We start from the raw sequence: 24518 nt of genomic DNA, 5'->3' as shown, positions 1-24518 counted from the left end.
AGCAGTCCGCCCCAGTCGGCGCTGTCTGCGAACCAGTCGCCCGGTCGCTCAGCGCCGGGCATATTCGCGGAAGCCGCGGCCCGTCTTGCGGCCGAGGCAGCCCGCGGCCACCAGATGCTCCAGGAGCGGCGCCGGGGCCAGACCCGGGTCGCGGAACTCGCGGTGCAGAACCTTCTCGATGGCCAGGGAGACGTCCAGCCCGACCACGTCCAGGAGCTCGAACGGGCCCATCGGGTACCCGCCGCCCAGCTTCATCGCCGCGTCGATGTCGTCCAGGGACGCATAGTGCTCCTGCACCATCTTGATCGCGTTGTTCAGGTACGGGAACAGCAGTGCGTTCACGATGAAACCGGCGCGGTCGCCGCAGTCGACCGGGTGCTTGCGGATCTTGGCGCAGACCTCGCGCACGGTGGCGTGCACGTCGTCGGCGGTCAGCACGGTCCGCACGACCTCGACGAGCTTCATCGCCGGGGCCGGGTTGAAGAAGTGCATGCCGATCACGTCCTGCGGGCGCGAGGTGGCGCGGGCGCAGGCGACGACGGGCAGCGAGGAGGTGGTGGTGGCGAGGATCGCGCCGGGCTTGCAGACCTTGTCGAACGTGGCGAACAGCTGCTGCTTGATCTCCAGGTCCTCCGCGACCGCCTCCAGCGCCAGATCGACCTCGGCGAAGGCGTCGTACGAGCCCGCCGGGGTGATCCGCTCCAGGGTCTGCGCCGCCGCCTCGGCCGTCATCCGGCCCTTGTCGACAGAGCGCGAAAGCGACTTGCCGATACGGGCCTTGGCGGCCTGTGCCTTCTCCTCGCTGCGGGCGGCGAGAACGACCTCGTACCCGGCCTTCGCGAAGACCTCGGCGATACCAGACGCCATCGTGCCGGAGCCCGCCACGCCGACGGAGCGCACCGTGCGGCCCGGGGCCAGAGCGGCCCCCTCCAGCGGCGTCAGGGCGTCCCGCACGACAGTGGTGCTGCCAGGTGCCTCGTACGAGTAGAAGCCGCGCCCCGACTTGCGGCCGGTCAGGCCCGCCTCGCTGAGCTGCTTGAGGATGGGGGCGGGGGCGTGCAGCCGGTCGTGCGACTCGGCGTACATGGCCTCCAGGACGGTCCGCGCGGTGTCCACGCCGATCAGGTCGAGCAGCGCCAGCGGGCCCATCGGGAGTCCGCAGCCCAGCTTCATCGCGGCGTCGATGTCCTCGCGGGAGGCGTACTTCGCCTCGTACATCGCGGCGGCCTGGTTGAGATAGCCGAACAGCAGCCCGTCGGCGACGAATCCGGGCCGGTCGCCGACCGCGACGGGCTCCTTGCCGAGCTCGACGGCGAGATCGGTGACCGCGGCCACCGCGCTCGGCGCGGTGAGCACCGACGAGACGACCTCGACCAGCTTCATCGCGGGCGCCGGGTTGAAGAAGTGCAGACCGAGAACGCGCTCGGGGTGGGCCGAGTCGGCGGCGAGGCGCGTCACGGACAGCGCGTTGGTGCCTGTCGCCAGGATCGTCTCCGGGCGCACGATGTCGTCGAGCGCGCGGAAGACCTGCTGCTTGATGTCGTACGACTCCGGGGTCACCTCGATGACCAGGTCGGCGTCGGCCGCGGCCGAGAGATCGGTGAACGTGCGGAAGCGGGAGAGGACGTCGGCACGCTCCTGCTCGGTGCAGCGCCCGCGCTGCACACCGCGGGCGGTGGACGCTTCGAGCGCCGTGACGGCCTGGGTGGTGGCGGCTTCGCTGATGTCGATGCCGATGACCTCGCGGCCGGCCCGGGCGAGGACCTCGGCGATGCCGGTGCCCATGGTGCCGAGGCCGACGACGGCGACGGTCTTGAGCGGGGACAGAGGGGTGTCGGACAGGGGAGTGGCCATCGCGGGACTCCAGGGAGAGGGTGACGACTGAGGAGCGCACGTGGGTACGCCAACAGGCGCACACAGTGCGGAGGTTGCGGGTGTTGCCGGGCTGACGAGCGCACACGCCCGATGCCGTCCGAGGGCGTCGACGAACAGACGCCGCGCGGAACGGTGCTGACCGACCGGCCCTGTCCCGGAGCCGTGTCGTACACAGGTACCTGAAGTACCGAACCGACTGCTCTCACGGCGGCTGCGTCACCAGGCCACCGCAAGTACGACGCGAGTGGGTAACTCGCTCGTCTGAGCTTAACCCGCCAGTAACGAGCACGCCAGCCCCCGACTTTGTGATGTACGTCCCCGCGCCTCACAGGCTTCTCTAGGCTCGGCGCATGGACGAAGCGTTGCGATCACTCACGGAGCGTGTACGGGCCGAGGCCGGAGCCTCGACGGAGTACGACCGTCTGCTGGCGACCGATGACCTCGACGGGCTGGCGGCGGAGCTGAGCGCTCCGGGGCAGCCGTTGTGGGCCCGGGAGCTGGTCGCCTTCCGGCTCGGGGTCGCCGGGGACCGGCGGGCCTTCGAGGCGCTCGTTCTGCTGCTCAACCACCGCGACCCGCAGCGCTGCGCGTCCGCCGCGTACGCCCTGGCCCGCCTCGGCGACTCCCGCACCGCCCGCGCGGCGGCCGCGCTCGCCACGAACGAGCTGCGCGTGGCCTATGCACTCCACCCGATACGGCTCCTGGTCGAGCTGCGCGCTCCCGAGGCCGTGCCCGCGCTGATCACCACCCTGGGGCGCAGGCTGCGCCCGCACGACCCGTACCGCAGGGTCGCGCTCGCGTGCGTGGAGGGCCTGGGTGCGCTAGGGGACCCGCGCGCGAGACTTGTCCTGAACGAGGCGCTGGCACACCCGGCACTCGCGGAGGCGGCCGTGCATGCGCTGGCGCGGCTGCCGAGGGACGGGGTGTAGGCCGACGCCTGTCCCGAGGGGACGGCGTGGGCGCGCGCCTGTCTCAAGACGAAGGTGCGGCTGGACGCCTCCCCGGGGGAGACGACGCAGGCAGGCCTATGTCCGACCCGAGGAGACGGCGTGGGCGCGCGCGCCCCAAGACCCAGGTGCGGCTGGACGCCCCCGAGGTGACCGCGCAGGCGGTCAGTCCACTGCGGCGTCGGCCAGCACACGCACGTACCGCACCTCGGGCACGGCGACCCCGTCCACGTCGAAAGGCTCCTCGGCGCCGTCGGTGGCGAAGCCGGCGCGTTCGTAGAAGCGGCGGGCCGGAGTGTTCTCCTTGAGCACCCACAGCAGCATCCGCGCGTGCCCGGCCGCCGCGCAGCGATCGGCCGACTCCCGCAGCAGCGCGCGCCCCACCCCCTCGCCGACGCGATCGGGATGCACGTAGATCGCGTACAACTCGACGTCGCCCGCACGGACTTCATCGTCCCGGTACGGTCCGTGGCAGGCCCAGCCGACTACCTCGCCGTGCCGCTCAGCGACCAGGTTCACGACCTCGCCGCCGCCCAGCTCGAAGTACGCGCGCCGCCGTGCCGCGTCCCTCTCCACGCTGAGCGCGTCGAGGTACGGCTGCGGTATCAGGCCCTTGTACGCGATCTGCCAGCCTCGGATACGGATCTCGGCAACGCGGTCGCAGTCGGCGAGGGTCATCTCGCGGACCAGGAGCCCGCTCACTCGGCCACCACCGCGTACGCCTCGATCTCCATGAGGAACTCGGGGCGGACCAGCCCGGCGACCTGGACGGCGGAAGCGGCCGGGAGCCGGTCGGCGGGTATGTGCGCGTCCCGGGCCGCGCGGATCGCGGGCATGTGGGCCATGTCCGTGACGAAGAAGGTGAGTTTGACGACGTCGTCGAACGTGGCTCCGGCGGCGGCGAGACACCGGCGCAGATTCTCGAAGACCTGACGGGCCTGGGCGGCCGGGTCGCCCTCGCCGACGAGCTTGCCGTCCTCGTCGAGGGCGAGCTGGCCCGAGACCGCCACGAAGCGGCCGGTACCCATCACGACGTGGGTGTACGCGGCGGCGGGGGCGACCCCGTCGGGGGCGGAGATGCGCGTCAACTCACTCATGCGTCCATGGTGGACCATGGGTCTGACAACGCCCCCGACGGGGCACTGCTCGGCGGGGGTTCAGCCTCGGAAGCCGAGCAGCCCGTGCAGCGCCGAGCCGCGCGAGGTGGTCGAAGCCGCCTTGGTGGTGGTCAGCGGCTTCGGGTCGGGCAGTTTCTCGCACATCGCGTCGATCTCGCCGCCGCTGTGCGGCACCTTGCCGTTCGTCAGATACGTCGCCAGGTACTTGTCCAGGCAGGCGTTTCCGCTCAACGTGATGCCGTGGTTCCCGCCGCCCTGCTCGACCACCAGGCTGGAGCCGCGCAACAGGTGGTGGACGGTGACACCGCCCTCGTACGGGGTGGCCGCGTCGTTCGTGGCCTGGAAGAGCAGCGTCGGGGGCAGGGCCTTGTTGGAGATGTCCATCGGCTGGAGCGAGCTCGTCGGCCAGAAGGCGCACGGCGCGTTGTACCAGGCGTTGCTCCAGACCATGAAGGGCGCCTTGTCGTACACCGCCCAGTTGTCGTTGCGCCACTGGTTCCAGTCGCGCGGCCAGGACGTGTCACGGCACTGCACCGCGGTGTAGACGCTGTATCCGTTGTCGCCCGAGGCATCGGCGGCGCCGAAATTGCCGTACGCCTTGATCAGCGGGTCCGAGTCCTTGTCGTTCACATACGCCGCGAACGCCTCGGCGAGGTGGGGCCAGTAGCCGTCGTAGTAGGCGCCGGGGATGAAGGTGTCCTCCAGTTCGGAGGCGCCCACCTTCTTCTGCGCGGGCTTCTTGGCGAGCGCCGCGCGCATCGCATACCACTTCGCCTCGACCTCCGCCGGGTCGGTGCCGAGCCGGTACGTGGCGTTGTGCTTGGCGACCCAGGCCAGGAACGCCTGGTGGCGGTCGTCGAAGGCGTAGTCCTGTTGGATGTTGTTGTCGTACCAGACGCCGGTGGGGTCGACGATGGAGTCCAGGACCAGTCGGCGTACGCGGTTCGGGTAGAGCTTCGCGTACATGGCGCCCAGGTAGGTGCCGTACGAGTACCCGAAGTAGTTGATCTTCTCTGCGCCCAGCGCGCTCCGGATCGAATCCATGTCCCGGACCGCGCTCACCGTGTCGATGTACGGCAGCAGGCTCGCGTACTTGGTGCCGCAGGCCTGGGCGAAGGCCTTGGCGCGATCGAGGTTGGCCTTCTCCACGGCCGGCGTGCTGGGGACGGTGTCGGGGCGGGCCGGGTTGAACTGCCCGGGCTTGCAGTCCAGGGCCGGCTTGCTGGCGCCGACGCCGCGTGGGTCGAAGCCGATGACGTCGTACTGCGCGGCCACCTGCTTCGGCAGCGACGACGCCACGAATCCGGCCAGTGTGAGACCGCTGCCGCCGGGTCCGCCAGGGTTGACCAGCAGCGGCCCCTGGTACGTCTCCGCGGTGTGCGGGACGCGGGACAGGGCGAGGGCGATCAGCCGGCTGTGCGGGTTCGAGTGGTCCAGCGGCACCGGCAGGGACGCGCACTCGAGCCTCGGATAGTCGCTGGTGCCGCACTTCTTCCAGGTGAGCTTTGTGGTCTGGGTGGTGCGCGGCGCGGTCGCGGAGCCGGCGCTCGCGTCGGCGGGGATCGACGTGATCATCCCGGCCATCACGGCGGCTGCTCCGCACAGAGCAGCTGCGCGTTTCTTCATAAAGCCTCCCCAGGACGGAGGATTTTGAGCCGTGCAGGCCACGGCCCTCGCCGCATCGTCCCGGGAAGGGAGGCCGGAGGAACTCGTTCTGAGGAGACTTGACCCGATTGAGTCGCGGGATGCGCTCGGATGCCGTCAGAGATGCCTCGGAGGCGCTTCAGAGCAGCGTGAGCTGAGTCGGCTCCGCGGGCGCGGGCGGCTCGGCGGGGGTGGTGATCCTGCGGGGCATCCCTGCGCGCGTGGGGCCGATGCCGTACTCCTCTGCCAGCTCGTGGACCTGACGGGTGATCCGCCGCTGGTACCACTTCGGGGCGTAAGCGCCCTCCGCGTACAGCCGCTCGTAACGCCGTACGAGATACGGGTGATGGCGCTCCAGCCAGGCCATGAACCACTCGCGGGCGCCCGGCCGCAGGTGCAGCACGAGCGGGGTCACCGAGGTGGCGCCGGAGGCCGCGATCGCCCGTACCGTGGCGCGCAACTGGGCCGGGTGGTCGCCCAGGAAGGGGATCACCGGGGCCATCAGGACACCGCAGCCGATGCCGTGGTCCGTCAGGGTACGGACGACGTCCAGCCGGCGCTCCGGGGCCGGTGTGCCCGGCTCGACGGTGCGCCACAGGTCGGGGTCGGTGAAGCCCACGGAGACGGAGATGCCGACGTCGGTGGCCTCGGACGCCTGCTTCAGGAGGTCGAGGTCGCGCAGGATCAGAGTGCCCTTCGTGAGGATCGAGAAGGGGTTCGCGTGGTCGCGCAGCGCGGAGATGATGCCGGGCATCAGGCGGTAGCGGCCCTCCGCGCGCTGGTAGCAGTCGACATTGGTGCCCATCGCGATGTGCTCGCCCTGCCAGCGGCGTGAGGCGAGCTGGCGGCGCAGCAGGTCGGGCGCGTTGACCTTCACCACGATCTGGGAGTCGAAGTCGAGTCCCGTGTCGAGGTCCAGATAGCTGTGCGTCTTGCGCGCGAAGCAGTACACGCACGCGTGCGTGCACCCCCGATAAGGGTTGACCGTCCACTCGAAGGGCATGCGGGAAGCTCCCGGCACCCGGTTCACGATCGAGCGCGCCCGGATCTCGTGGAAGGTGATCCCGCGGAACTCCGGAGTGTCGAAGGTGCGGGTGGTCACCGCTTCCGCGCCGAACAGCGCGGCGTCCCGGGCGGGGTCCCCGGCGGGGTCCACTGTGAGGTTCTCCCAGCGCATGACGCCTCCTCGATAGCACTGCGGCACAGAATAGAACACATGTTCCCTTGATCGTGCGACCTCCTTTTCCGTGACACCCGTGAGGGGCTCCCGGTGGCCGGTCCATGCCGCTCGGGGGCCCCGATTTGGGCGGCCGGGTCGCCTGGTGGTTGGCTGGCGGCACACCCCCGAGGAACCAATTGCTGGAGGAAGTGCCATGGCGCAGGTCGAGGCCACGACGGAGCGGGTCATCGCGGCGGACGCGGAGGCGGTGTTCGACGCCCTGGCCGACTACAGCGGCACGCGCGCGAAGCTGCTGCCCGAGCACTTCAGCGAGTACGAGGTGCGCGAGGGCGGCGACGGCGAGGGCACCCTCGTCCACTGGAAGCTCCAGGCCACCAGCAAGCGCGTCCGCGACTGCCTGCTCGAGGTGAGCGAGCCCACCGACGGCGAGCTCGTCGAGAAGGACCGCAACTCCTCGATGGTCACCACCTGGCGGGTCACCCCGGCCGGCGAGGGCAGGTCGCGCGTCGTGATCACCACCGTCTGGAACGGCGCGGGCGGCATCGGCGGCTTCTTCGAGAAGACCTTCGCGCCCAAGGGCCTCGCCCGGATCTACGACGCGGTGCTCGCCAAGCTCGCCACCGAGGTGGAGAAGTAGTTCCACGCGGTCCGCTCGCCAAGGGGTAACCGCGCAGGGCCCGTTGGCGCCTCACCGTTTCGAGTGGATCCCCCCGTCACGCGACGGTACGCCGTAACTCGTCGCGCTTACTCGCAGTTGTCGCGATAAGCGGGAATTGTGCAGTGGGCGCGACGAGGGGAGCGGTACGTGGGCGGGATCACTCTGGTGAAGGACCAACCGGCTGCCGCGCCCCCGCAGGACTCCACTGAGGCGGCGGTCGAGCCCGTCCAACTCGGCCCACGCCAGGTGCGGTTGGTCTTCTTCGGGCTCATGCTCGCCCTGCTGCTCGCCGCGCTGGACCAGATGATCGTGGCCACGGCGCTCCCGAAGATCGTCGGGGAGCTGCACGGTCTGGACAAGATGTCCTGGGCGATCACCGCCTACTTGCTCACCTCCACCGTCGGACTCCCGGTCTACGGCAAGTTCGGTGATCTCTTCGGCCGCAAGGGTGTCTTCCAGTTCGCGATCGCCGTCTTCGTCGTCGGCTCGGCGCTCGCCGGATGGTCGCGCACCATGGACGAGTTGATCGCCTTCCGTGCCGTCCAGGGCGTCGGAGCGGGCGGCCTCATGATCGGTGTGCAGGCGATCATCGCGGACATCGTGCCGCCGCGCCAACGCGGGCGCTTCATGGGCCTGATCGGCGCCGCCTTCGGCCTCGCCTCGGTTGCCGGGCCGCTCCTGGGCGGCTACTTCACGGACCACCTCTCCTGGAGGTGGTGTTTCTACATCAACGTGCCCTTCGGCCTGGTCACGCTGGCCGTCGTCACCGTCGTACTGAAGCTGCCGAAGCCCAGCGCCAGGGGCCGCCTCGACCTGCTCGGGGTACTGCTCCTCGCCGCCGCGTCAACGTGTCTGGTGCTGCTGACCAGTTGGGGCGGCACCGAGTATCCGTGGGGCTCGCGGGTCATCCTGGGGCTCGGGGCGGGCGCGCTCGCCGCGACCGTCCTCTTCTTCGTCGCCGAGCACTTCGCGGCCGAACCCCTCATCCCGCTACGGCTGTTCAAGGACGGCGTCTTCAACACCACCGCTCTGGTAGGCCTGGTCATCGGCGTCGCCCTCTTCGGGGCCGCCAGCTACCTGCCGACCTTCCTGCAGATGGTCGACGGGGCCAGCGCCACCGAGTCCGGATTGCTGATGCTCCCCATGATGGGCGGCATCGTCGGCGCCTCCGTGATCTCCGGGCAGCTCATCAGCCGCACCGGCCGCTACAAGGTCTATCCGGTCCTCGGCAGCGCCCTCTCCGCCCTCGGCATGTGGCTGTTGTCGCGCCTCGAAGCGGACACCCCCCGGCTGCACTACAGCATCTGGATGGCGGTGCTGGGCACGGGCATCGGCATGGTGATGCCGGTCCTGATCCTCGCCGTGCAGAACTCCGTACGACCGGCCGACCTCGGCACCGCGACCAGCGCCAACAACTACTTCCGGCAGATCGGCGGCAGCGTCGGAGCCGCCATCTTCGGCACCCTGTTCGCCCATCGGCTCACCGACGCGCTCGCCGATCGTCTCCCCCCGCGCGCGGGGGCCGGTCTTCCGGACTCCGAGTCCCTCACACCACAGCTCGTCCACGCGATGCCCGCCGCCCTGCGCGACGACTACATCGGGGCCTACGCGGACGCCATGCCGCGGATCTTCCTCTACCTCGTGCCCGTGCTCGTCCTGGGCCTGCTCATCGCCTTCTTCCTCAAGGAGAAACCTCTGGTGTCCCACCACACCCCCACCGCCGACCCGGAGTCCGCCCGGGTGAACGCCCAGATTCCGCAGGCCCGTTCGGGCTACGCGGCCGGAGTTCCCGTCTGCGGCACGGTGCAGCACCCCGACGGCACCGTCGTGCCACGAGCCGCGCTCACCCTCATCGACGTCGCGGGACAGCAGATCGGGCGAGGCGCCAGCGGCGAGGACGGGCGATACGCGCTCTCCACGCCCGGCTCGGGGTCGTACGTCCTGATCGCCGCGGCGGGCGGCCACCAGCCGCAGGCCGTCTCGGTGACGGTCGGTGAACGCCCCGTGGAGCTGGACGTCGTCCTCGGCGGCGCGGGACGCCTCGCCGGAAGCGTGCTGACCGCCGACGGCACCCCGGTTCGCGACGCCACTGTCACGCTCACCAATGTGCACGGTGAGGTGGTGGCCACCACGCGCAGCGGGCGCGAAGGCGGCTATGTGATCACGGAGTTGGTGGCCGGCGAGTACACCCTCGCCGCCAGCGCGCCCGCGTTCCGCCCGGCCGCGCTCCCCGTCACCGTCCAGGCCGCGCGCGAGACCCGCCAGGACGTCGAACTGGCCGGGGGCGCCGTACTGCGCGGCACTGTGCGGGCGGGCGGCGGACGTCCTGTCGAGGACGCGCGCGTGACACTCCTGGACGCCGCGGGAAACGTGGTGGATACGCTGACCACCGGCGCAGACGGAACGTTCCGGTTCGTCGACCTGTCCTCCGGTGAGTACACCGTCATCGCGGCGGGCTATCCGCCCGTGGCCACTGTGCTTCAGGTCGCCGGGGGCGGCAGGACGGAACGGGACTTGCAATTGGGTCACGAAGACTAGACAGATGGGGTGTTGTGCGGCCGCCGTGCGCCGGAGCCGCCCCTGGAGAGGTCAATTCCCGTGTTGCCACACATGGCGACGGGCCGCCGCCGTACGGTAGTGGAGGCGGCACAGATCTTGCGGAGCCGTGGGGAGGAAGGGCCTGGGCCATGGAGAGCGATACAGCTCGGGGCACCGAAGTGGGTACAGCTCCCGGCCGCGGAGCTGGGAACGACGTGGCGGAGCACGCCGCCGTCGGACGCATCCCCCTGGCCGTGGTCGTCGTGGACCGCGACGGTCTGGTGTCGCACTGGAGCACCGGCGCCAGGCGCCTGTTCGGCGCCCCCAAGGAGGACGCGGTGGGCCGCTCCGCCGTCGACCTGCTCCCCGTCTCCGGCGCGCTCCCCGAGGACGGGGACACAGCGCCCTACGGGGCGTACGCGGCGTACGACGGACTCGGCCCCGACCTGGAGTCCTCCCTCGACGGGCGGCTCTCCTACCCGGCCGCCGGGCGCGCCCGGCTCACCGCGGTCGGCAGTGATCGGGTCGACGTCCTGTGGTGGGCGTACCCGCTGGTGGGCCCGGGACGGGAGCGCCTGCTGGTGCTCGCCGCCGACGCGGGCGCGATGTGCCACGAGGGCTCCGATGCCGACGAAGCGGCCGTCGAGCGCCTGGCACCCGGCTTCGCGCTGCACACCGACTTTCCCGGTGCCGAGGAGCTGGCCCGCAGACTGCCCGAGATCCTGCCCAGCATGAGCGTGGGTGAGAGCGCCCGGATCGTCGCGCAGGTTCTCGAACTCGGCTATCCCGTCCTTGAGTTCAGTCAGAACGACCGGGTGCCCGTCACCCCCGACTGGGGCGTGCCCCGGCGGGCCGAGCGCAAGGCGCGTCGCGAGCGGGTGGCCAGGGCTGCCGCCTCCGGCGAGCCCGTGCCCCAGGGCGTCCGGGACGAGGGCGAGGACCTCGAATACGTCGCCGTGCGCGAGCGTCTGGAGTTCCTCAACGAGGTCAGCGGACGTATCGGCACCTCCCTGGACCTGGCACAGACCATCCTGGAGGTCAGCCGCGCCGTCGTGCCGCGCTTCACCGATGTGGCGGGCACGTACCTGCGGGAACAGGTCGTCGCCGGTGAGGGCTTCCACGAGGGGGTGCCCGACACGACCACCATGTGGCACCGGGTCGCTCTGGAGCACACGGACGAGCCGGGCCGCTGGGACGACGTCGTACCGGTCGGCGAGGCCATGCCCTTCCCGGCACACACACCGTTCTTCCAGTGCATGACCACCGGTGAGCCCGTCCTCGTGCCACGCATCAGCGAGCAGATGGGGCACATGATCGCCTCGCAGTTCGAGAAGCGCGACATCAGGCCGCTCATCACCAACCGCTCCATGCTGGTCGTGCCTCTGAAGGCCCGCAACGTGGTGCTCGGGTTCATGATCCTGCTGCGCCACCCCGAGCGGGTCGAGTTCAATGACATGGACCGGGTCACCGGCGCGGAACTCGCCGCCCGGGCAGGCCTCGTACTCGACAACGCGCGCATGTACACGTACCAGGAGAGCGTCGCCGAGACCCTCCAGGACAGCATGCTGCCGCACATAGCACCTCGCATGTCCGGGTGCGACATCGCGACCCGATACCTGCCCGGCACGCTCCTCGGGCGGGTCGGCGGCGACTGGTTCGACTCGGTGAAGCTGCCCGGCTCACGCACCGCCCTGGTCGTCGGCGACGTCATGGGCCACGGCCTGAACTCGGCAGCGATGATGGGGCAGTTGCGTACCGCTGTCCAGACCATGGCCGCACTCGACCTGCCGCCCGCCCAACTGCTGCGCAACCTCGACGACCTCGCCCAGCGGCTCGGCGACAACTACCTCGCGACCTGCCTGTACGCCGTCTACGACCCCATCGTCGGCGAGCTGCACATCGCCAACGCGGGCCACATCCCGCCCGTCCTGGTCCACGCCGCCGACGGATACAGCGAGCTGCTCGACCTGCCGACGGGGGCGCCCATCGGAGTCGGCGGAGTCCCCTTCGAAGCGGTACGCGTGCGCGTGTCGCCCGGCGACCGGCTGGTGATGTGCACCGACGGACTGGTCGAGGTGCGCGGCGAGGACATCGGCGTCGGCCTCGCCACGCTCTGCGAGTCCGCCGCCCACCCGGCCGCGTCCATGGACGACGCCTGCGACACCATCATCCGCGCGTTGAACACCCGTGGTGGACGCAAGGACGACGTCGCCCTGCTGATGGCCCGGCTCAACGGCATCGAGCCGGAGGACGTCGCCGAGTGGCGGCTCGCCCTCGACCCCCTCGAAGTGGCCAGGTCACGCGCGATGGTCCGCGAGCAGCTGCACGTGTGGGGCCTGACCGCCCTCGCCGACAGCGCCGAGCTGATGGTCAGCGAGCTCGTCACCAATGCCGTACGGCACGCGCACAGCCGCCGGATCGGGCTGCGGCTCGTCCGGGGCGACACCTTGCTGTGCGAGGTGGACGACGACGATCACACGCTGCCGACGCTGCTCAGCGCCGGGCCCGGCGACGAGTTCGGTCGCGGCCTGCGCGTCGTCAGCACGCTGGCCCGCGAATGGGGGACCAGCCGGACCGGCGCGGGCAAGACCGTGTGGTTCGAACTGACGCTGCCGCGGCGCTGACACCCTCGCGCGATGCCCGAGAGGGAGGGGGCGCGGGCGGCGTGCGAAGGGGCACGGGTATCGAATGGGCCGTGAAGGAATGCGCCATCCGCTTGTCGCTACGCGCCGGGCGCGATAGACCGTTCTGGCCCGCCAGGTCCCGGCGGGCTGAGGTCAATCTGGGGAGCGGGCATGAGTGTGACGAGTCGGTACCGAGAAGCCTGGGAGGGTTTTTGGCGGGAGGCCCCCGGTGAACAGGGGGCGGTCTTCTGGGACGCCGAACCCGCACTGACGATCGGCGTCCATCTCCCCCTCTTCGAGCCGCACTTGACGGCCCGTGATCTGCCCGTCGTGGACCTCGGCTGCGGCAATGGCACCCAGACCCGCTTCCTGGCCGACCGCTTTCCCCACGTCGTCGGCGCCGACCTGTCGGCCGCGGCACTCGACCACGCCCGCCTCGCCGACCCGGCGGGCCAGGCCGGGTACCGGCTGCTGGACGCGGCCGAGAAGACCGAGGCGGAGACGCTGCACGCCGAGCTCGGCGACGCCAATGTCTATATGCGCGGTGTGCTCCACCAGGCCGAGCCGGACGACCGGCAGCCGTTGGTGGACGGCCTGGCGACGCTGGTGGGGGAGCGCGGCAGGATCTTCCTCGTGGAACTCGCCGAGGCCGCCGGACTCGTGCTGAGGGGCCTGGCGCAGAGCACCGACGGGCCGCCGCCCAAGCTCGCTCCGGTCTTCCGGCACGGCATCGCCCCCGGAGAGGTCGCGGACGCCGCGGTCCCCGAGTACCTCCGTGCCGCGGGCCTCACGGTCGTCGCGAGCGGCGAACTCCCCCTCGTCACGACCGAGTACACAGCCGACGGCTCGCGTATCGAACTTCCGTCGAAGTGGCTGGTGGCGGGGCGTACCGGGTGATGCCAGTGGTCTGGGCCGGTGAGAGTTGTCCACAGGCTCTGCCGGGCCCGGGCCGAAGCGCGTACGGTTTCGGGCATGAAGATCCTCATCAGCGCCGACATGGAAGGCGCCACGGGTGTGACCTGGCCGGCCGACGTGCTGCCGGGGACTGCGCAGTGGGAGCGGTGCCGCTCGATGTTCACCTCGGACGTCAACGCCGCCGCGCTCGGCTTCTTCGATGGGGGCGCCGATGAGGTGCTGATCAACGAAGCCCACTGGACCATGCGGAACCTGCTCCTTGAGCGACTGGACGAGCGAGCGGAGATGCTCACCGGGCGGCACAAGTCGCTGTCCATGGTGGAGGGCGTGCAGCACGACGACGTGGACGGCATCGCGTTCGTCGGCTACCACGCGGGCGCCGGCATGGAGGGCGTCCTCGCGCACACCTATCTGGCGAACTCCATCACCGGCGTGTGGGTGAACGACATACGGGCCAGCGAGGGACTGCTCAACGCGCACGTCGTCGCCGAGTACGGGGTACCGATCGTGCTCGTCACCGGCGACGACGTTGCCTGTGAGGACGCGCTGGGATACGCGCCCGAGGCGCTGAAGGTCGCCGTCAAGGACCATGTGTCGCGCTACGCGGCGGTGTGCCGTACGCCGTCCAGGACCGCCGCCGACATCAGGGCCGCCGCCAAGGAGGCCGCCTCCCTGGCGGTGCGTCATGAGCCCGTCGTCGGCGGCCCGTTCACCGTCGCCCTGGAGTTCGACGCCGAGCACTTGTCGATGGCCGCCACCGTCGTGCCCGGCGTCGAGCGCATCGGGGAGCGGAAGGTGGTGTACACCAGCGACACCATGTACGAGGGGATTCGCACCTTCAAGGCGGTCACCACGATCGTCTCGGCCGCGGTGGAGGAGCAATATGGCTGACGCACTGGCTCTCGACGAAGTCGTCCGGTTCACGTCCGACCTCATCCGTATCGACACGACCAACCGGGGCGGTGGGGACTGCCGGGAGCGCCCGGCCGCCGAGTACGCCGCCGCGCGGCTCTCCGAAGCGGGCCTGGAACCCACACTCCTGGAGCGCACGAAGGGGCGTACGAACGTCGTCGCCCGTATCGAGGGCACCGATCCGTCCGCCGAGGCCCTGCTCGTCCACGGCCATCTGGATGTCGTGCCCGCGCAGGCGCAGGACTGGAGCGTGCACCCGTTCTCCGGGGAGATCCGCGACGGTGTCGTCTGGGGGCGCGGCGCGGTCGACATGAAGAACATGGACGCGATGATCCTGTCCGTCGTCCGCGCGTGGGCGCGCGATGGGGTACGGCCTCGCCGCGACATCGTCATCGCGTTCACCGCGGACGAGGAGGCGAGCGCCGAGGACGGCTCGGGGTTCCTCGCCGATCAGCACCCCGGACTCTTCGAGGGCTGCACGGAGGGCGTCAGCGAGTCGGGGGCCTTCACCTTCCACGACGGCGGCGGCAGGCAGTTGTATCCGATCGCGGCCGGCGAGCGCGGTACCGGCTGGCTCAAGCTCACCGCACACGGGCGGGCGGGGCACGGCTCCAAGGTGAACCGGAGCAATGCGGTGACGCGGCTCGCCGCCGCGATCACACGGATCGGGGCGTACGAGTGGCCGCTGCGGCTCACCCCGACCGTGCGCGCGGCACTGACCGAACTCGCCGCTCTCTACGGCATCGACGGTGACCTCGACGATGTGGACGGCCTCCTGGAGAAGCTCGGCCCCGCCGCCTCGCTCGTCGAGGCGACGGTGCGCAACAGCTCCAACCCGACCATGCTGAGCGCGGGTTACAAGATCAACGTCATCCCGGGGGAGGCCATCGCGTACGTGGACGGCAGGTACCTGTTCGGCGGCGAGGACGAGTTCCGCACCACCCTCGACAGGCTCACCGGGCCGGACGTGGAGTGGGAGTTCCACCATCGTGAGGTGGCCCTCCAGGCGCCGGTGGATTCGGTGACGTACGCGAAGATGCGTGCGGCAGTCGAGGAGTTCGCGCCCGAGGGCCATGTGGTGCCGTACTGCATGTCGGGCGGCACGGACGCCAAGCAGTTCTCGCGCCTCGGCGTCACCGGATACGGCTTCGCGCCGCTGAAGCTCCCGGAGGGCTTCGACTACCAGGCGCTCTTCCACGGCGTCGACGAGCGTGTGCCGGTCGAGGCCCTCCACTTCGGCGTCCGCGTTCTCGACCGCTTTCTGCGCACGGCCTAGGGGGACGGGATGCAGAGCCTGGCGTACGGTTCGTGGCCTTCGCCGATCGACGCGACGCTCGCCGCCGCGCACGACGGGCACGCCGAGTTCGTGGGTTTCGTGGGCGAGGAGGTGTGGTGGACCGAACCGCGGCCGACGGAAGGCGGACGGCGCACGCTCGTACGGCGCAGGGCCGACGGCACGGAGGAGTCGGTGCTGCCGGCCCCCTGGAACGTACGTAGCCGCGTCATCGAGTACGGCGGTCACCCCTGGGCCGCGGTCATGCGCCCCGAGGGTCCGCTGGTCGTCTTCGTCAACTTCGCCGATCAGCGGCTGTATCTGTACGAGGCCGGTAGCGAGCCACTGCCGTTGACACCCGTGTCGCCCGTGGGCGACGGACTGCGCTGGGTGGACCCGCAGTTGCGGATGGAGCGCGGTGAAGTGTGGTGCGTCCTGGAGGAGTTCACCGGGGACGGGCCGACGGACGTACGGAGGGTCATCGCCGCGGTGCCCCTGGACGGGTCCGCCGCACAGGACCTGGACGCCGTGCGGGAGCTGACCGACGGGCGGCACCGTTTCGTCACCGGCCCCCGGCTCTCGCCCGATGGGCGGCAGGCGGCCTGGCTCGCCTGGGACCATCCTCGGATGCCGTGGGACGGGACGGAGGTGGTTCTCGCGGACGTCGCCGCCGACGGGACGCTGCGCGCCGCGCGGTGTGTGGCCGGCGGCGCGGAGGAGTCCGTCGTCCAGGTTGAGTGGGCACCCGACGGATCGCTGCTGTACGTCAGCGACCGCACCGGCTGGTGGAACCTGTACCGGCTCGGCCGGGACGGCGAGGGAGCGGCCCTCTGCCCGCGTGAGGAGGAGTTCGGCGGCTCGCTGTGGCGGATCGGGTACCGCTGGTTCGCACCGATGGAGAGCGGGCTGATCGCCGTCGTGCACGGACGCGGCGCCACGGCGCTCGGGGTGCTGGACCCGGAGACCGGCGAGGTCGTCGACGCGGCGGGACCCTGGACCGAGTTCGCCCCGACGCTCGCCGCGCACGGCAGCAGAATCGTGGGCGTCGGCGCCAGCCCCCGCAGCGCCTACGAGGTCGTCGAACTGGACGCCCGCACCGGGCGGGCCCGGGTGATCGGCGCCGCGCACGACGACCCGGTGGACCCCGCGCACTACCCGGAACCGCAGATCCGCACCTTCACCGGACCCGCGGGGCGCGAGATCCACGCGCACATCTACCCACCGCACCACCCCGACCATGTGGCCCCCGACGACGAACTGCCCCCGTACGTCGTCTGGGCACACGGCGGTCCCACCGGCCGGTCGCCCCTCGTCCTCGACCTGGAGATCGCCTACTTCACCTCGCGCGGGATCGGCGTCGCCGAGGTCAACTACGGTGGATCGACAGGACACGGGCGGGAGTACCGCAACCGGCTGCGCGAGCAGTGGGGCGTCGTCGACGTCGAGGACTGCGCGGCCGTCGCGCTCACGCTCGCCGAGGAGGGCACCGCCGACCGCGGGCGGCTCGCCATCCGCGGGGGCAGCGCGGGCGGCTGGACGACCGCCGCGTCCCTGACGAGCACCGATGTGTACGCCTGCGGCACGATCCTCTATCCGATCCTCGACCTCGTCGGATGGGGGTCGGGGGAGACCCACGACTTCGAGTCGCAGTATCTGGAGTCGCTGGTCGGGCCGATCGCCGAAGTGCCCGGCCGGTATGTGGAGCGCTCGCCCTCCGAGCACGCCGACCGGATCACCGCGCCCTTCCTGCTGCTCCAGGGTCTCGACGACGCCATCTGCCCGCCCGTGCAGTGCGAGCGGTTCCTGGCCAGGCTGGAGGAAGAGGGGCGACGCGTTCCACACGCCTACATCGCCTTCGAGGGGGAAGGGCACGGCTTCCGGCGTGCGGAGACGATGGTGCGGGTGCTGGAGTCCGAACTCTCGCTGTACGCACAGGTCTTCGGGCTGAACCCGGCAGGCATCCCCACCTTGGAGCTGGCCAAGTGAGTCTGTTCGGCCGGCAGGCGGGCCAGAATTTCGATCGGGACTTCGAGCAGGATCTGGAGCACATCGAGTGACCTCACCGACCCCTCTGACCCGACCCGCGCGGCTCGCCGCAGGGGCCCGCGTCGCCGTCGTGGCGCCCAGTGGACCCGTGCCCGAGGAGCGGCTCCAAGCCGGTCTCGACGTCCTGCGGGGCTGGGATCTCGAAGCGGTGGTGGCACCCCATGTCCTGGACCGGCACGCCGAGTTCGACTACCTGGCGAGCACGGACGCGGACCGGGCCGCGGACTTCCAGGCCGCGTGGTGCGACCCGGACGTCGCCGCGGTGCTGTGCGCCCGTGGCGGGTACGGCGCGCAGCGGATGGTCGACCTCCTCGACTGGGACGCCATACGGGCCGCGGGGCCCAAGGTGTTCGTCGGGTACAGCGACATCACGGCGCTGCACGAGGCGTTCGCGGCACGTGTGGGCCTCACGACCCTGCACGGACCGATGGTGGCGGCCGTCGACTTCCTCAAGAACGCGCGGGCGCAGCAGCATCTGAGGGCGACGCTCTTCGAGCCGGAGTCGGTGCGGACCATCGCGTCGGGCGAGGGCACCGCGCTGGTGCCGGGACGAGCCCGGGGCGTGACCCTCGGCGGCTGTGTGAGCCTGCTCGCCGCCGATCTGGGCACACCGCACGCCCGTGCCTCGGCCCGGGGAGGGCTGCTCCTGATCGAGGACATCGGCGAGGAGGCCTACCGGCTGGACCGGATCCTGACCCAGCTCCTGCGGGCCGGATGGCTCGACGGCGTCGCCGGGATCGCACTCGGTTCATGGGTGGACTGCGGTCCGTACGAGGGGCTGCGCGCGGTCTTCGCCGACCGGCTCGGCGGGCTCGGTGTGCCGGTCGTCGAGCACTTCGGGTTCGGGCACTGCGAGGGCGCGCTCACGATTCCGTTCGGGCTCCGGGCCGAACTCGACGCGGACGCAGGGACGTTGACGCTGGACGAGCCCGCGCTCGTCCAGTAGGCCCTTCACTGAATCTCCGTCAAGAAAGACGCGGCGCGGTGATTGACCTCGTCTGACACGTGTCACAGCATGACTACCGACCGGTAAGTACCGGCCGGTAGTCGGGTTGTCCTCAGTGTGGAGGTCTACGTGTCCCGTCGCTCGCGTGTGCCCAGATCCCGATCCCGATCCCGTGCCTCGCTCGCCCTGGCCCTCGGTGCCGCGCTCACCGCCCCGCTCGCGCTCACCTCGTCCGCCTCGGCCACGGGCCAATACACCGTCACCGCCCTGAAGTTCACGGTCGAGGCCGGTGGCCGCACCTGCACGATCGACGCCGATCTGTACCGGCCCACGGGCGTGGACCGCGAGCACACGGCGCCCGCCGTGCTCGCCACCAACGGCTTCGGCGGCAGCAAGTCGGACGGTTCGACAGACGCGATCGGCAAGGCGTTCGCGGCACGTGGCTATGTGGGGCTCGTCTACTCGGGGCTCGGCTTCGGCCGGTCGGGTTGTCTGATCTCCCTCGACGATCCGCGCATCGACGGCGTGGCCGCGTCCCGGCTCGTCGACTTCCTGGCGGGCGCGCGGACTGCCGACGACGGCACCAAGGCCGACTACGTCACCCGGAACGGCGAGGGTGATCCGCGCGTCGGCATGATCGGCGGCTCGTACGGGGGCGCCGTCCAGATGGCCACGGCTGCCGTGGACCACCGCGTGGACGCGCTGGTCCCGCTGATCACCTGGAACGACCTGGCGTACTCGCTGGACCTGAACAACGCGCTGGGCGCGGCCGACGTGCCCGGCGCCTTCAAATGGCAGTGGGCCAACGGCTTCTACCTGATCGGTGAGAGCCAGCCGCTGACCGAGCCGAACCTCGACCCCTCCCGGATCAACTCCCTCGCCTGCCTGCACTTCGTGACCGACGCCTGCGACACGGTGCGGACCCTGAACTCGGGGAGCTACCCGGCCGCCAGGACCGGACCGCTGCTTCGATACGCCCGCAGCGTGTCGCCCGTCTCGTACCTGCGCCACGTGCAGGCGCCGACTCTCCTGGTCCAGGGGCAGGCCGACAGCCTCTTCAATCTCAACGAGGCGACAGCGACGTACAACACGCTCAAGGCGCAGGGCACCCCGACGAAGCTGATCTGGCAGTCGTGGGGTCACAGCGGCGGGCTCACCGACCCGGCGACCGGTGAACTCTACCTGGCTCAGGGCAACTTGGAGACGAGCTATGTCGGCAGGCGGATCCTGGCCTGGTTCGACCGCTATCTCCAGCACCGCAAGGGCGTCGACACGGGGCCGGCCTTCGCGTACTACCGCGACTGGATCGCCGACCCGAACAACACGTACGCCACGGCCTCGCGGGTGCCCGCGCTCAGCCAGAATCTGTACCTCTCCGGTGACGGCAAGCTGGTGGACAACCGCAAGAAGGTCGCGCGCGGCAGCCGGGAGTACCGCAACTGGCTGGTGCCGACGAGCCACTCCGAGAGCTCCCTCGCCGGGATCGTCGGGCTGCCAGACCCGGCGCCGTACGACACCGCGGGCACCTACCTCGGCTGGACGAGCGAGCCCCTGACGCGGACTGTCGAGGTGGTCGGAGCGCCCAGGGCCACGCTGAAGGTGGTGTCGCCGAAGACCGAGCGTGTGCAGAACTCCGGCAATGCCGCCGACAAGCTGGTCCTCTTCGCCAAGCTGTACGACGTGGCGCCCGACGGCACGAAGACGCTGGTGCACCGGCTGGTCGCGCCGGTGCGGGTGCCGGACGTGACGAAGAGGTTCACCGTCACGCTGCCGGGGATCGTGCACCGGTACGAGGCGGGGCATCGCCTCCAGTTCGTCGTCGCCGCCAGTGACGACGCGTACTTCGGGAACAAGGGGGTCAAACCGGTGACGGTCACCAGCGCGCCCGGCGACACCGGGGTACTGCGGCTGCCGGTCGTCGGGGACTGAACGCCTCGCCGCCGGGGATCGGCCCGGGATCACCCGGAGGAACCTGTCACCGCGCGGGCCGGCACCTCGCGACTCATGCTGGGCGCATGAGCCCGAAGACCACCGAGAGTGCCGGCCCGAGCGGCGGGACGAGCAGTGGCGGCAGCTCGCACCTGGCAGGGTCGGTGTCGCCACGCTGACCCTGCTCGCCCTGATCTTCGTCTTTGAGAACACCCGCGGTACCAAGATCCGGTCGTTCACTCCGGAGGTGACCATGCCCCGGTGGAGGGCACTTCCAGGTACCGGGGTGATCGGCGGCCTGTGCGGGGCGTACGCCGTGAAGCGCCGAGGCTGAACGCGCGCTCGCGTAGGGTGACGGGATGCCTGACAACGTCCACTATCTCGCCGAAGGCCCTCGTGTGGGCATACGCCACTTCACGTACGAGGACGGTGCGGAGTTCACCGCCCGGGCCCGGGAGAGCAAGGGTCTGCACCAGCCGTGGCTCTTTCCGCCCGGCAGCGCCGACGCCTATGCCGCATACGCGCGGCGGCTCATCGAGGATCCGACGAAGGCCGGGTTCCTCGTCTGCGAACGGGATGGAGGCGGCATCGCCGGGTTCATCAACATCAACAACATTGTCGAGGGCGGCTTCCTGTGCGGGGCGCTCGGGTACGGCGCCTTCGCGCACGCGGCGGGGCGCGGGCTGATGGCCGAGGGGCTCGGGCTCGTGGTGCGGTACGCCTTCGGAAAGATGGGGCTGCATCGGCTCGAAATCAACGCGCAGCCGCAGAACGCCGCCTCCATCGCGCTCGCCCGGCGCTGCGGCTTCCGACTGGAGGGCTTCTCGCCGGACTTCATCTACATCGACGGGGCCTGGCGGGACCACGAGCGGTGGGCGATCACTGCGGAGATGGTCTCTTCCCGCTGAGCTCTTCACGGGTGAGGATGAGCTCCATGCGGAACATCGTCGCGCTCGACGCGCCGTCCAACCCGGGCCTGCGCCCGCCCGCGCCCGGAACCGTCCGAGTGTCATGCCGGCCGTGGACAGCCCGGACCCCGACCGACTGCTTCCCGACGAACTCCTCGCACTGCTGCGCCCATTGCTGACGTCCCCGCACTGCGTCGGCCTCAACGTCAGACATCTACGACCGCGATCTCGACCCTGAGGGCACGGCGGGGGAGCTGCTCGCGGACCTCGTCGTCGCCGTCTTTGCGGAATCCTGACCGGATCCTGACGAGCGGAGACCCTGGTCAGCTCCTCGATGACCATGTTCCATGGTCATCGTGACGACGATCCGACGTGACGTACTGACGATTCCCGCCGCCGAGTTGGGTCCGAGCAACCCGTTGCCGCCGCTCCGGCCGCTCGACGAGATGCACCGTATCGACGAACGGGACAAGGACGGCCTGCCGCGCGACATGGCCCGCCAGATCGGCTACGAGCCGCTGCGCAGTGTCCTGCCCGAGCGCATCCGGGACGGGTACGAAAGACAGCGGGCGGCGCGCGAGATCGACACGATCGTGATCGAGAACGACCGGCTGCGGGCCACCGTGCTGCCCGGCTACGGGGGCCGCGTCGGCTCGCTCTTCCACAAGCCGTCGCAGCGCGAACTCCTCTACCGCAACCCGGTGTTGCAGCCCGCCTGCTTCGCCCTCAACGGAGCCTGGTTCTCCGGCGGCATCGAGTGGAACATCGGCGCGACGGGCCACACCACCTTGTCCTGCTCGCCCATCCACGCCGCACGCGTCCCCGCCCCCGACGGTGGCGAGATGCTCCGGCTGTGGGAATGGGAGCGGCTGCGCGACCTCCCCTTCCAGGTCGACCTGTGGTTGCCGGACGGCTCCGACTTCCTGTACGTCGGCGTCCGCATCCGCAACCCGCACGAGAAGCCCGCGCCCGTGTACTGGTGGTCCAACATCGCGGTTCCCGAGGAGCGCAGGGTGCTGGCGCCGGCCGACGAGGCATGGCACTTCGGATACGAGCGGCGGTTGCGGCGGGTGCCGGTACCGGAGTTCGAGGAGGTCGACCGGACGTATCCGCTGAACAGCACCTTCCCCGCCGACTACTTCTACGAGGTTCCCGACGGGCGGCGACGCTGGATCGCCGCGCTCGACGACGCCGGCGACGGGCTTGTGCAGACGTCCACCGACGTACTGCGCGGGCGCAAGCTGTTCGTCTGGGGCTCCGGTCCGGGCGGGCGGCGCTGGCAGGAGTGGCTCACCGAGCCGGGGACCGGCGGATACTGCGAGATCCAGGCCGGGCTCGCCCGCACCCAGCTCGAACATGTGCGGCTCGACGCGGAGAGCGATGTGTCCTGGCTGGAGGCGTACGGACCGTTGGCCGTGGACGCGGAGGCGGTGCACGGGGCGGACTGGGAGGCGGCGCGGGCGGAGGCCGAGACCCGGCTCGAAGCCTCCCTTCCCCGGGGTGACGTCGACGCCGCGTACGACGCCTGGTTGCCGCACGCCGACGCCGAGCCCGGCGAGGTGCTCGCGGTCGGATCCGGCTGGGGAGCGCTCGAAGTGCGCCGGGCCGCCTACAAGTTGCCGGGTACGCCCTTCGACGAGTCCACGCTGGGTGACGCGCAGGCCCCGTGGCTGGAGCTGCTGCGGTCCGGCGCGTTCCCCGAGCCGCGACGGGTCGGTCCACCCGGCGAGACCCTGGTCGCCTCGCACTGGCGCGACATGCTCGAGACCGCGCCCGCCGCGCCGCTCGCCGAATACCACCTCGGCGTTGCCCAGTGGCACGCGGGCGATCTGGCACAGGCGGTGCGAAGTTGGGAACGAGCACTGGAACTCGCCCCGTCCCTCTGGCCGTTGCTGCGCTGTCTCGCCGTAGCCGACCAGGAAGCAGGCAACCGGGAGCGGGCCGCCGATCGGTACGCCGAGGCGTTCGACGATCTGTGCCGGGAGCGGCGGGACAACGGCGAGGTCTGGACCGCGGCCACGGCGGCACTGGGGCGTGAGGCGATGGGAGCCCTGCTCGCGGTGCGGCGGGTGGCGGATGCGCGAGCCGTCTGGGAACGGCTTCGGCCCGCTACCCGCTCGCGTGGGCGGTTCCGGTTGATCGAGGCGCAGTTGTTGCTGGCGCAGGGGGAGGTGGGGGCGGCTCGGGAGGTCTTCGACGCGGGGTTCGACGTTGCGGATCTTCGGGAGGGGGCCGAGGTGATCTCCGAGCTGTGGGCCCGGCTGACGGATGAGCCGCTTCCGGGGCGGTACGAGTTCCGGATGAGGCCGCCGGTCGACTGACCGTGGGTCTCTTCGCCACCTCTGCCCTACCCCCTGCATGCCACGCAGTTCCCCGCGCCCGCTTTTAGGGGCGCGGGGAACTGCGCAGTCTTTGGGCGGGGGGTCTGGGGGCGGCAGCCCCCAGGCACGGGACGGGTAGGGGCGGAGGGGGCGAAAAACCTACTCGGTCGCCCGGCGGTCCACGTACTCGTACACCGTCCCGTCCGGATGCATCGCGATCAGGTTGCGGCCCACCGGCGTCGCGACCGGCCCCGCCAGGATGCGGGCGCCCGAGTCACTGAGGACCCGGTGGGCCTCGTCGACGTCCTTGACGGCGATGGTCGCGGCGACCTTGCGCAGGACGTCCAGCTCGGCCTCGGGCCCGCTCATCAGGAGGAAGCAGCCGATCGCGGCGACCGAGACGCCGCCGCGCTCGAAGCGGAGGGCGCTTCCGCCCGCGAGTCTTTCGTAGAAGGGGACCGAGGCCTCCAGGTCGTCGACGCAGATACGCAGCGTGGCTCCCAGAATCTCCATGCGCAGGAGCCTAGTTGGGTCCGACACCGGAGGAGATCGTTTCGCGCGGACAGAGAGCTCGGCCCAGACGATCGGGAGAGGAGACACCGTCTGGACCGAGAGATCAACAGACCGAGCGACCGTGCGACCAGCGGGCCGACCCGGCGACCCGGCAACCGGGTCACCCGGCAA

General features: G+C 70.6%; 18 protein-coding genes and 1 pseudogene. 13 read left to right on the top strand and 6 right to left on the bottom strand.

Annotated elements, in window-relative coordinates:
* Nucleotides 1-48: 48 nt before the first annotated feature.
* Nucleotides 49-1854 carry a 3-hydroxyacyl-CoA dehydrogenase family protein gene (locus tag ACIBK0_RS13735; protein WP_399079049.1) on the bottom strand — a complete coding sequence of 602 codons (1806 nt, stop codon included), beginning with the start codon at nucleotides 1852-1854 and terminating at the stop codon, nucleotides 49-51.
* Between the two features lie 371 nt (nucleotides 1855-2225).
* Here ACIBK0_RS13735 and ACIBK0_RS13730 point away from each other — a divergent pair, with 371 nt between their 5' ends.
* Nucleotides 2226-2804: an adenylosuccinate lyase gene (locus ACIBK0_RS13730; protein WP_399079047.1), complete on the top strand. Its 579-nt coding sequence runs from the start codon at nucleotides 2226-2228 to the stop codon at nucleotides 2802-2804.
* Between the two features lie 183 nt (nucleotides 2805-2987).
* Here the strand turns inward: ACIBK0_RS13730 and ACIBK0_RS13725 are convergent, their stop codons facing one another.
* The 4 genes from ACIBK0_RS13725 to ACIBK0_RS13710 all read right to left on the bottom strand — a co-directional run bounded on the left by ACIBK0_RS13725 (nucleotide 2988) and on the right by ACIBK0_RS13710 (nucleotide 6761).
* Nucleotides 2988-3524 (bottom strand): GNAT family N-acetyltransferase, encoded by a 537-nt coding sequence (locus ACIBK0_RS13725; protein WP_399079045.1) that lies wholly within the window; start codon nucleotides 3522-3524, stop codon nucleotides 2988-2990.
* The gene (locus ACIBK0_RS13720) at nucleotides 3521-3919 is read right to left on the bottom strand and encodes a RidA family protein (RefSeq protein ID WP_369250221.1); all 399 of its coding nucleotides are present in this window, start codon (nucleotides 3917-3919) and stop codon (nucleotides 3521-3523) included. The genes ACIBK0_RS13725 and ACIBK0_RS13720 overlap by 4 nt, the downstream gene beginning before the upstream one ends.
* Before the next feature lie 60 nt (nucleotides 3920-3979).
* Nucleotides 3980-5566, bottom strand: coding sequence for an alpha/beta hydrolase (locus tag ACIBK0_RS13715; RefSeq protein WP_399079041.1), 1587 nt, complete (start codon nucleotides 5564-5566; stop codon nucleotides 3980-3982).
* Between the two features lie 157 nt (nucleotides 5567-5723).
* A complete protein-coding gene (locus ACIBK0_RS13710; protein WP_399079039.1) occupies nucleotides 5724-6761 on the bottom strand; it encodes an Rv2578c family radical SAM protein in 1038 nt (345 codons plus the stop codon).
* A gap of 196 nt (nucleotides 6762-6957) precedes the next feature.
* Here ACIBK0_RS13710 and ACIBK0_RS13705 point away from each other — a divergent pair, with 196 nt between their 5' ends.
* The 12 genes and pseudogenes from ACIBK0_RS13705 to ACIBK0_RS13650 all read left to right on the top strand — a co-directional run bounded on the left by ACIBK0_RS13705 (nucleotide 6958) and on the right by ACIBK0_RS13650 (nucleotide 23834).
* Nucleotides 6958-7401: an SRPBCC family protein gene (locus tag ACIBK0_RS13705; RefSeq protein WP_399079037.1), complete on the top strand. Its 444-nt coding sequence runs from the start codon at nucleotides 6958-6960 to the stop codon at nucleotides 7399-7401.
* A gap of 168 nt (nucleotides 7402-7569) precedes the next feature.
* Complete coding sequence (locus tag ACIBK0_RS13700) at nucleotides 7570-9960, top strand: MFS transporter (RefSeq protein WP_399079035.1); 2391 nt, start codon at nucleotides 7570-7572, stop codon at nucleotides 9958-9960.
* Nucleotides 9961-10109: 149 nt separating this feature from the next.
* Nucleotides 10110-12584 carry a SpoIIE family protein phosphatase gene (locus ACIBK0_RS13695; RefSeq protein ID WP_399079033.1) on the top strand — a complete coding sequence of 825 codons (2475 nt, stop codon included), beginning with the start codon at nucleotides 10110-10112 and terminating at the stop codon, nucleotides 12582-12584.
* 171 nt (nucleotides 12585-12755) lie between these two features.
* Nucleotides 12756-13481 carry a class I SAM-dependent methyltransferase gene (locus tag ACIBK0_RS13690; RefSeq protein ID WP_399079031.1) on the top strand — a complete coding sequence of 242 codons (726 nt, stop codon included), beginning with the start codon at nucleotides 12756-12758 and terminating at the stop codon, nucleotides 13479-13481.
* 75 nt (nucleotides 13482-13556) lie between these two features.
* Nucleotides 13557-14390 (top strand): M55 family metallopeptidase, encoded by an 834-nt coding sequence (locus tag ACIBK0_RS13685; protein ID WP_399079029.1) that lies wholly within the window; start codon nucleotides 13557-13559, stop codon nucleotides 14388-14390.
* Complete coding sequence (locus tag ACIBK0_RS13680) at nucleotides 14383-15687, top strand: M20/M25/M40 family metallo-hydrolase (RefSeq protein ID WP_399079027.1); 1305 nt, start codon at nucleotides 14383-14385, stop codon at nucleotides 15685-15687. Before ACIBK0_RS13685 ends, ACIBK0_RS13680 begins: the two co-directional genes overlap by 8 nt.
* Before the next feature lie 9 nt (nucleotides 15688-15696).
* Nucleotides 15697-17670, top strand: a complete 1974-nt coding sequence (locus tag ACIBK0_RS13675) for a prolyl oligopeptidase family serine peptidase (protein ID WP_399079025.1) — start codon at nucleotides 15697-15699, stop codon at nucleotides 17668-17670.
* Between the two features lie 67 nt (nucleotides 17671-17737).
* The gene (locus ACIBK0_RS13670; protein WP_399079023.1) at nucleotides 17738-18676 is read left to right on the top strand and encodes an LD-carboxypeptidase; all 939 of its coding nucleotides are present in this window, start codon (nucleotides 17738-17740) and stop codon (nucleotides 18674-18676) included.
* Nucleotides 18677-18823: 147 nt separating this feature from the next.
* Nucleotides 18824-20605: a CocE/NonD family hydrolase gene (locus tag ACIBK0_RS13665; RefSeq protein ID WP_399079021.1), complete on the top strand. Its 1782-nt coding sequence runs from the start codon at nucleotides 18824-18826 to the stop codon at nucleotides 20603-20605.
* A 359-nt stretch (nucleotides 20606-20964) separates the two neighbouring features.
* Nucleotides 20965-21513 carry a GNAT family N-acetyltransferase gene (locus tag ACIBK0_RS13660; protein WP_399079019.1) on the top strand — a complete coding sequence of 183 codons (549 nt, stop codon included), beginning with the start codon at nucleotides 20965-20967 and terminating at the stop codon, nucleotides 21511-21513.
* Nucleotides 21514-21607: 94 nt separating this feature from the next.
* Nucleotides 21608-21809: pseudogene (locus ACIBK0_RS13655) on the top strand (arginase family protein); the annotation flags it as partial.
* A 51-nt stretch (nucleotides 21810-21860) separates the two neighbouring features.
* On the top strand, nucleotides 21861-23834 hold the full coding sequence (locus ACIBK0_RS13650; protein WP_399079017.1) for a DUF5107 domain-containing protein: 1974 nt from the start codon (nucleotides 21861-21863) through the stop codon (nucleotides 23832-23834).
* Nucleotides 23835-23993: 159 nt separating this feature from the next.
* Here the strand turns inward: ACIBK0_RS13650 and ACIBK0_RS13645 are convergent, their stop codons facing one another.
* Complete coding sequence (locus tag ACIBK0_RS13645) at nucleotides 23994-24347, bottom strand: VOC family protein (RefSeq protein WP_399079015.1); 354 nt, start codon at nucleotides 24345-24347, stop codon at nucleotides 23994-23996.
* Nucleotides 24348-24518 lie beyond the last annotated feature (171 nt).

Source organism: Streptomyces sp. NPDC050564, assembly GCF_044457265.1.
Taxonomy (GTDB): Bacteria; Actinomycetota; Actinomycetes; order Streptomycetales; family Streptomycetaceae; genus Streptomyces.
This window is presented reverse-complemented; position numbering and strand designations above follow the sequence as displayed.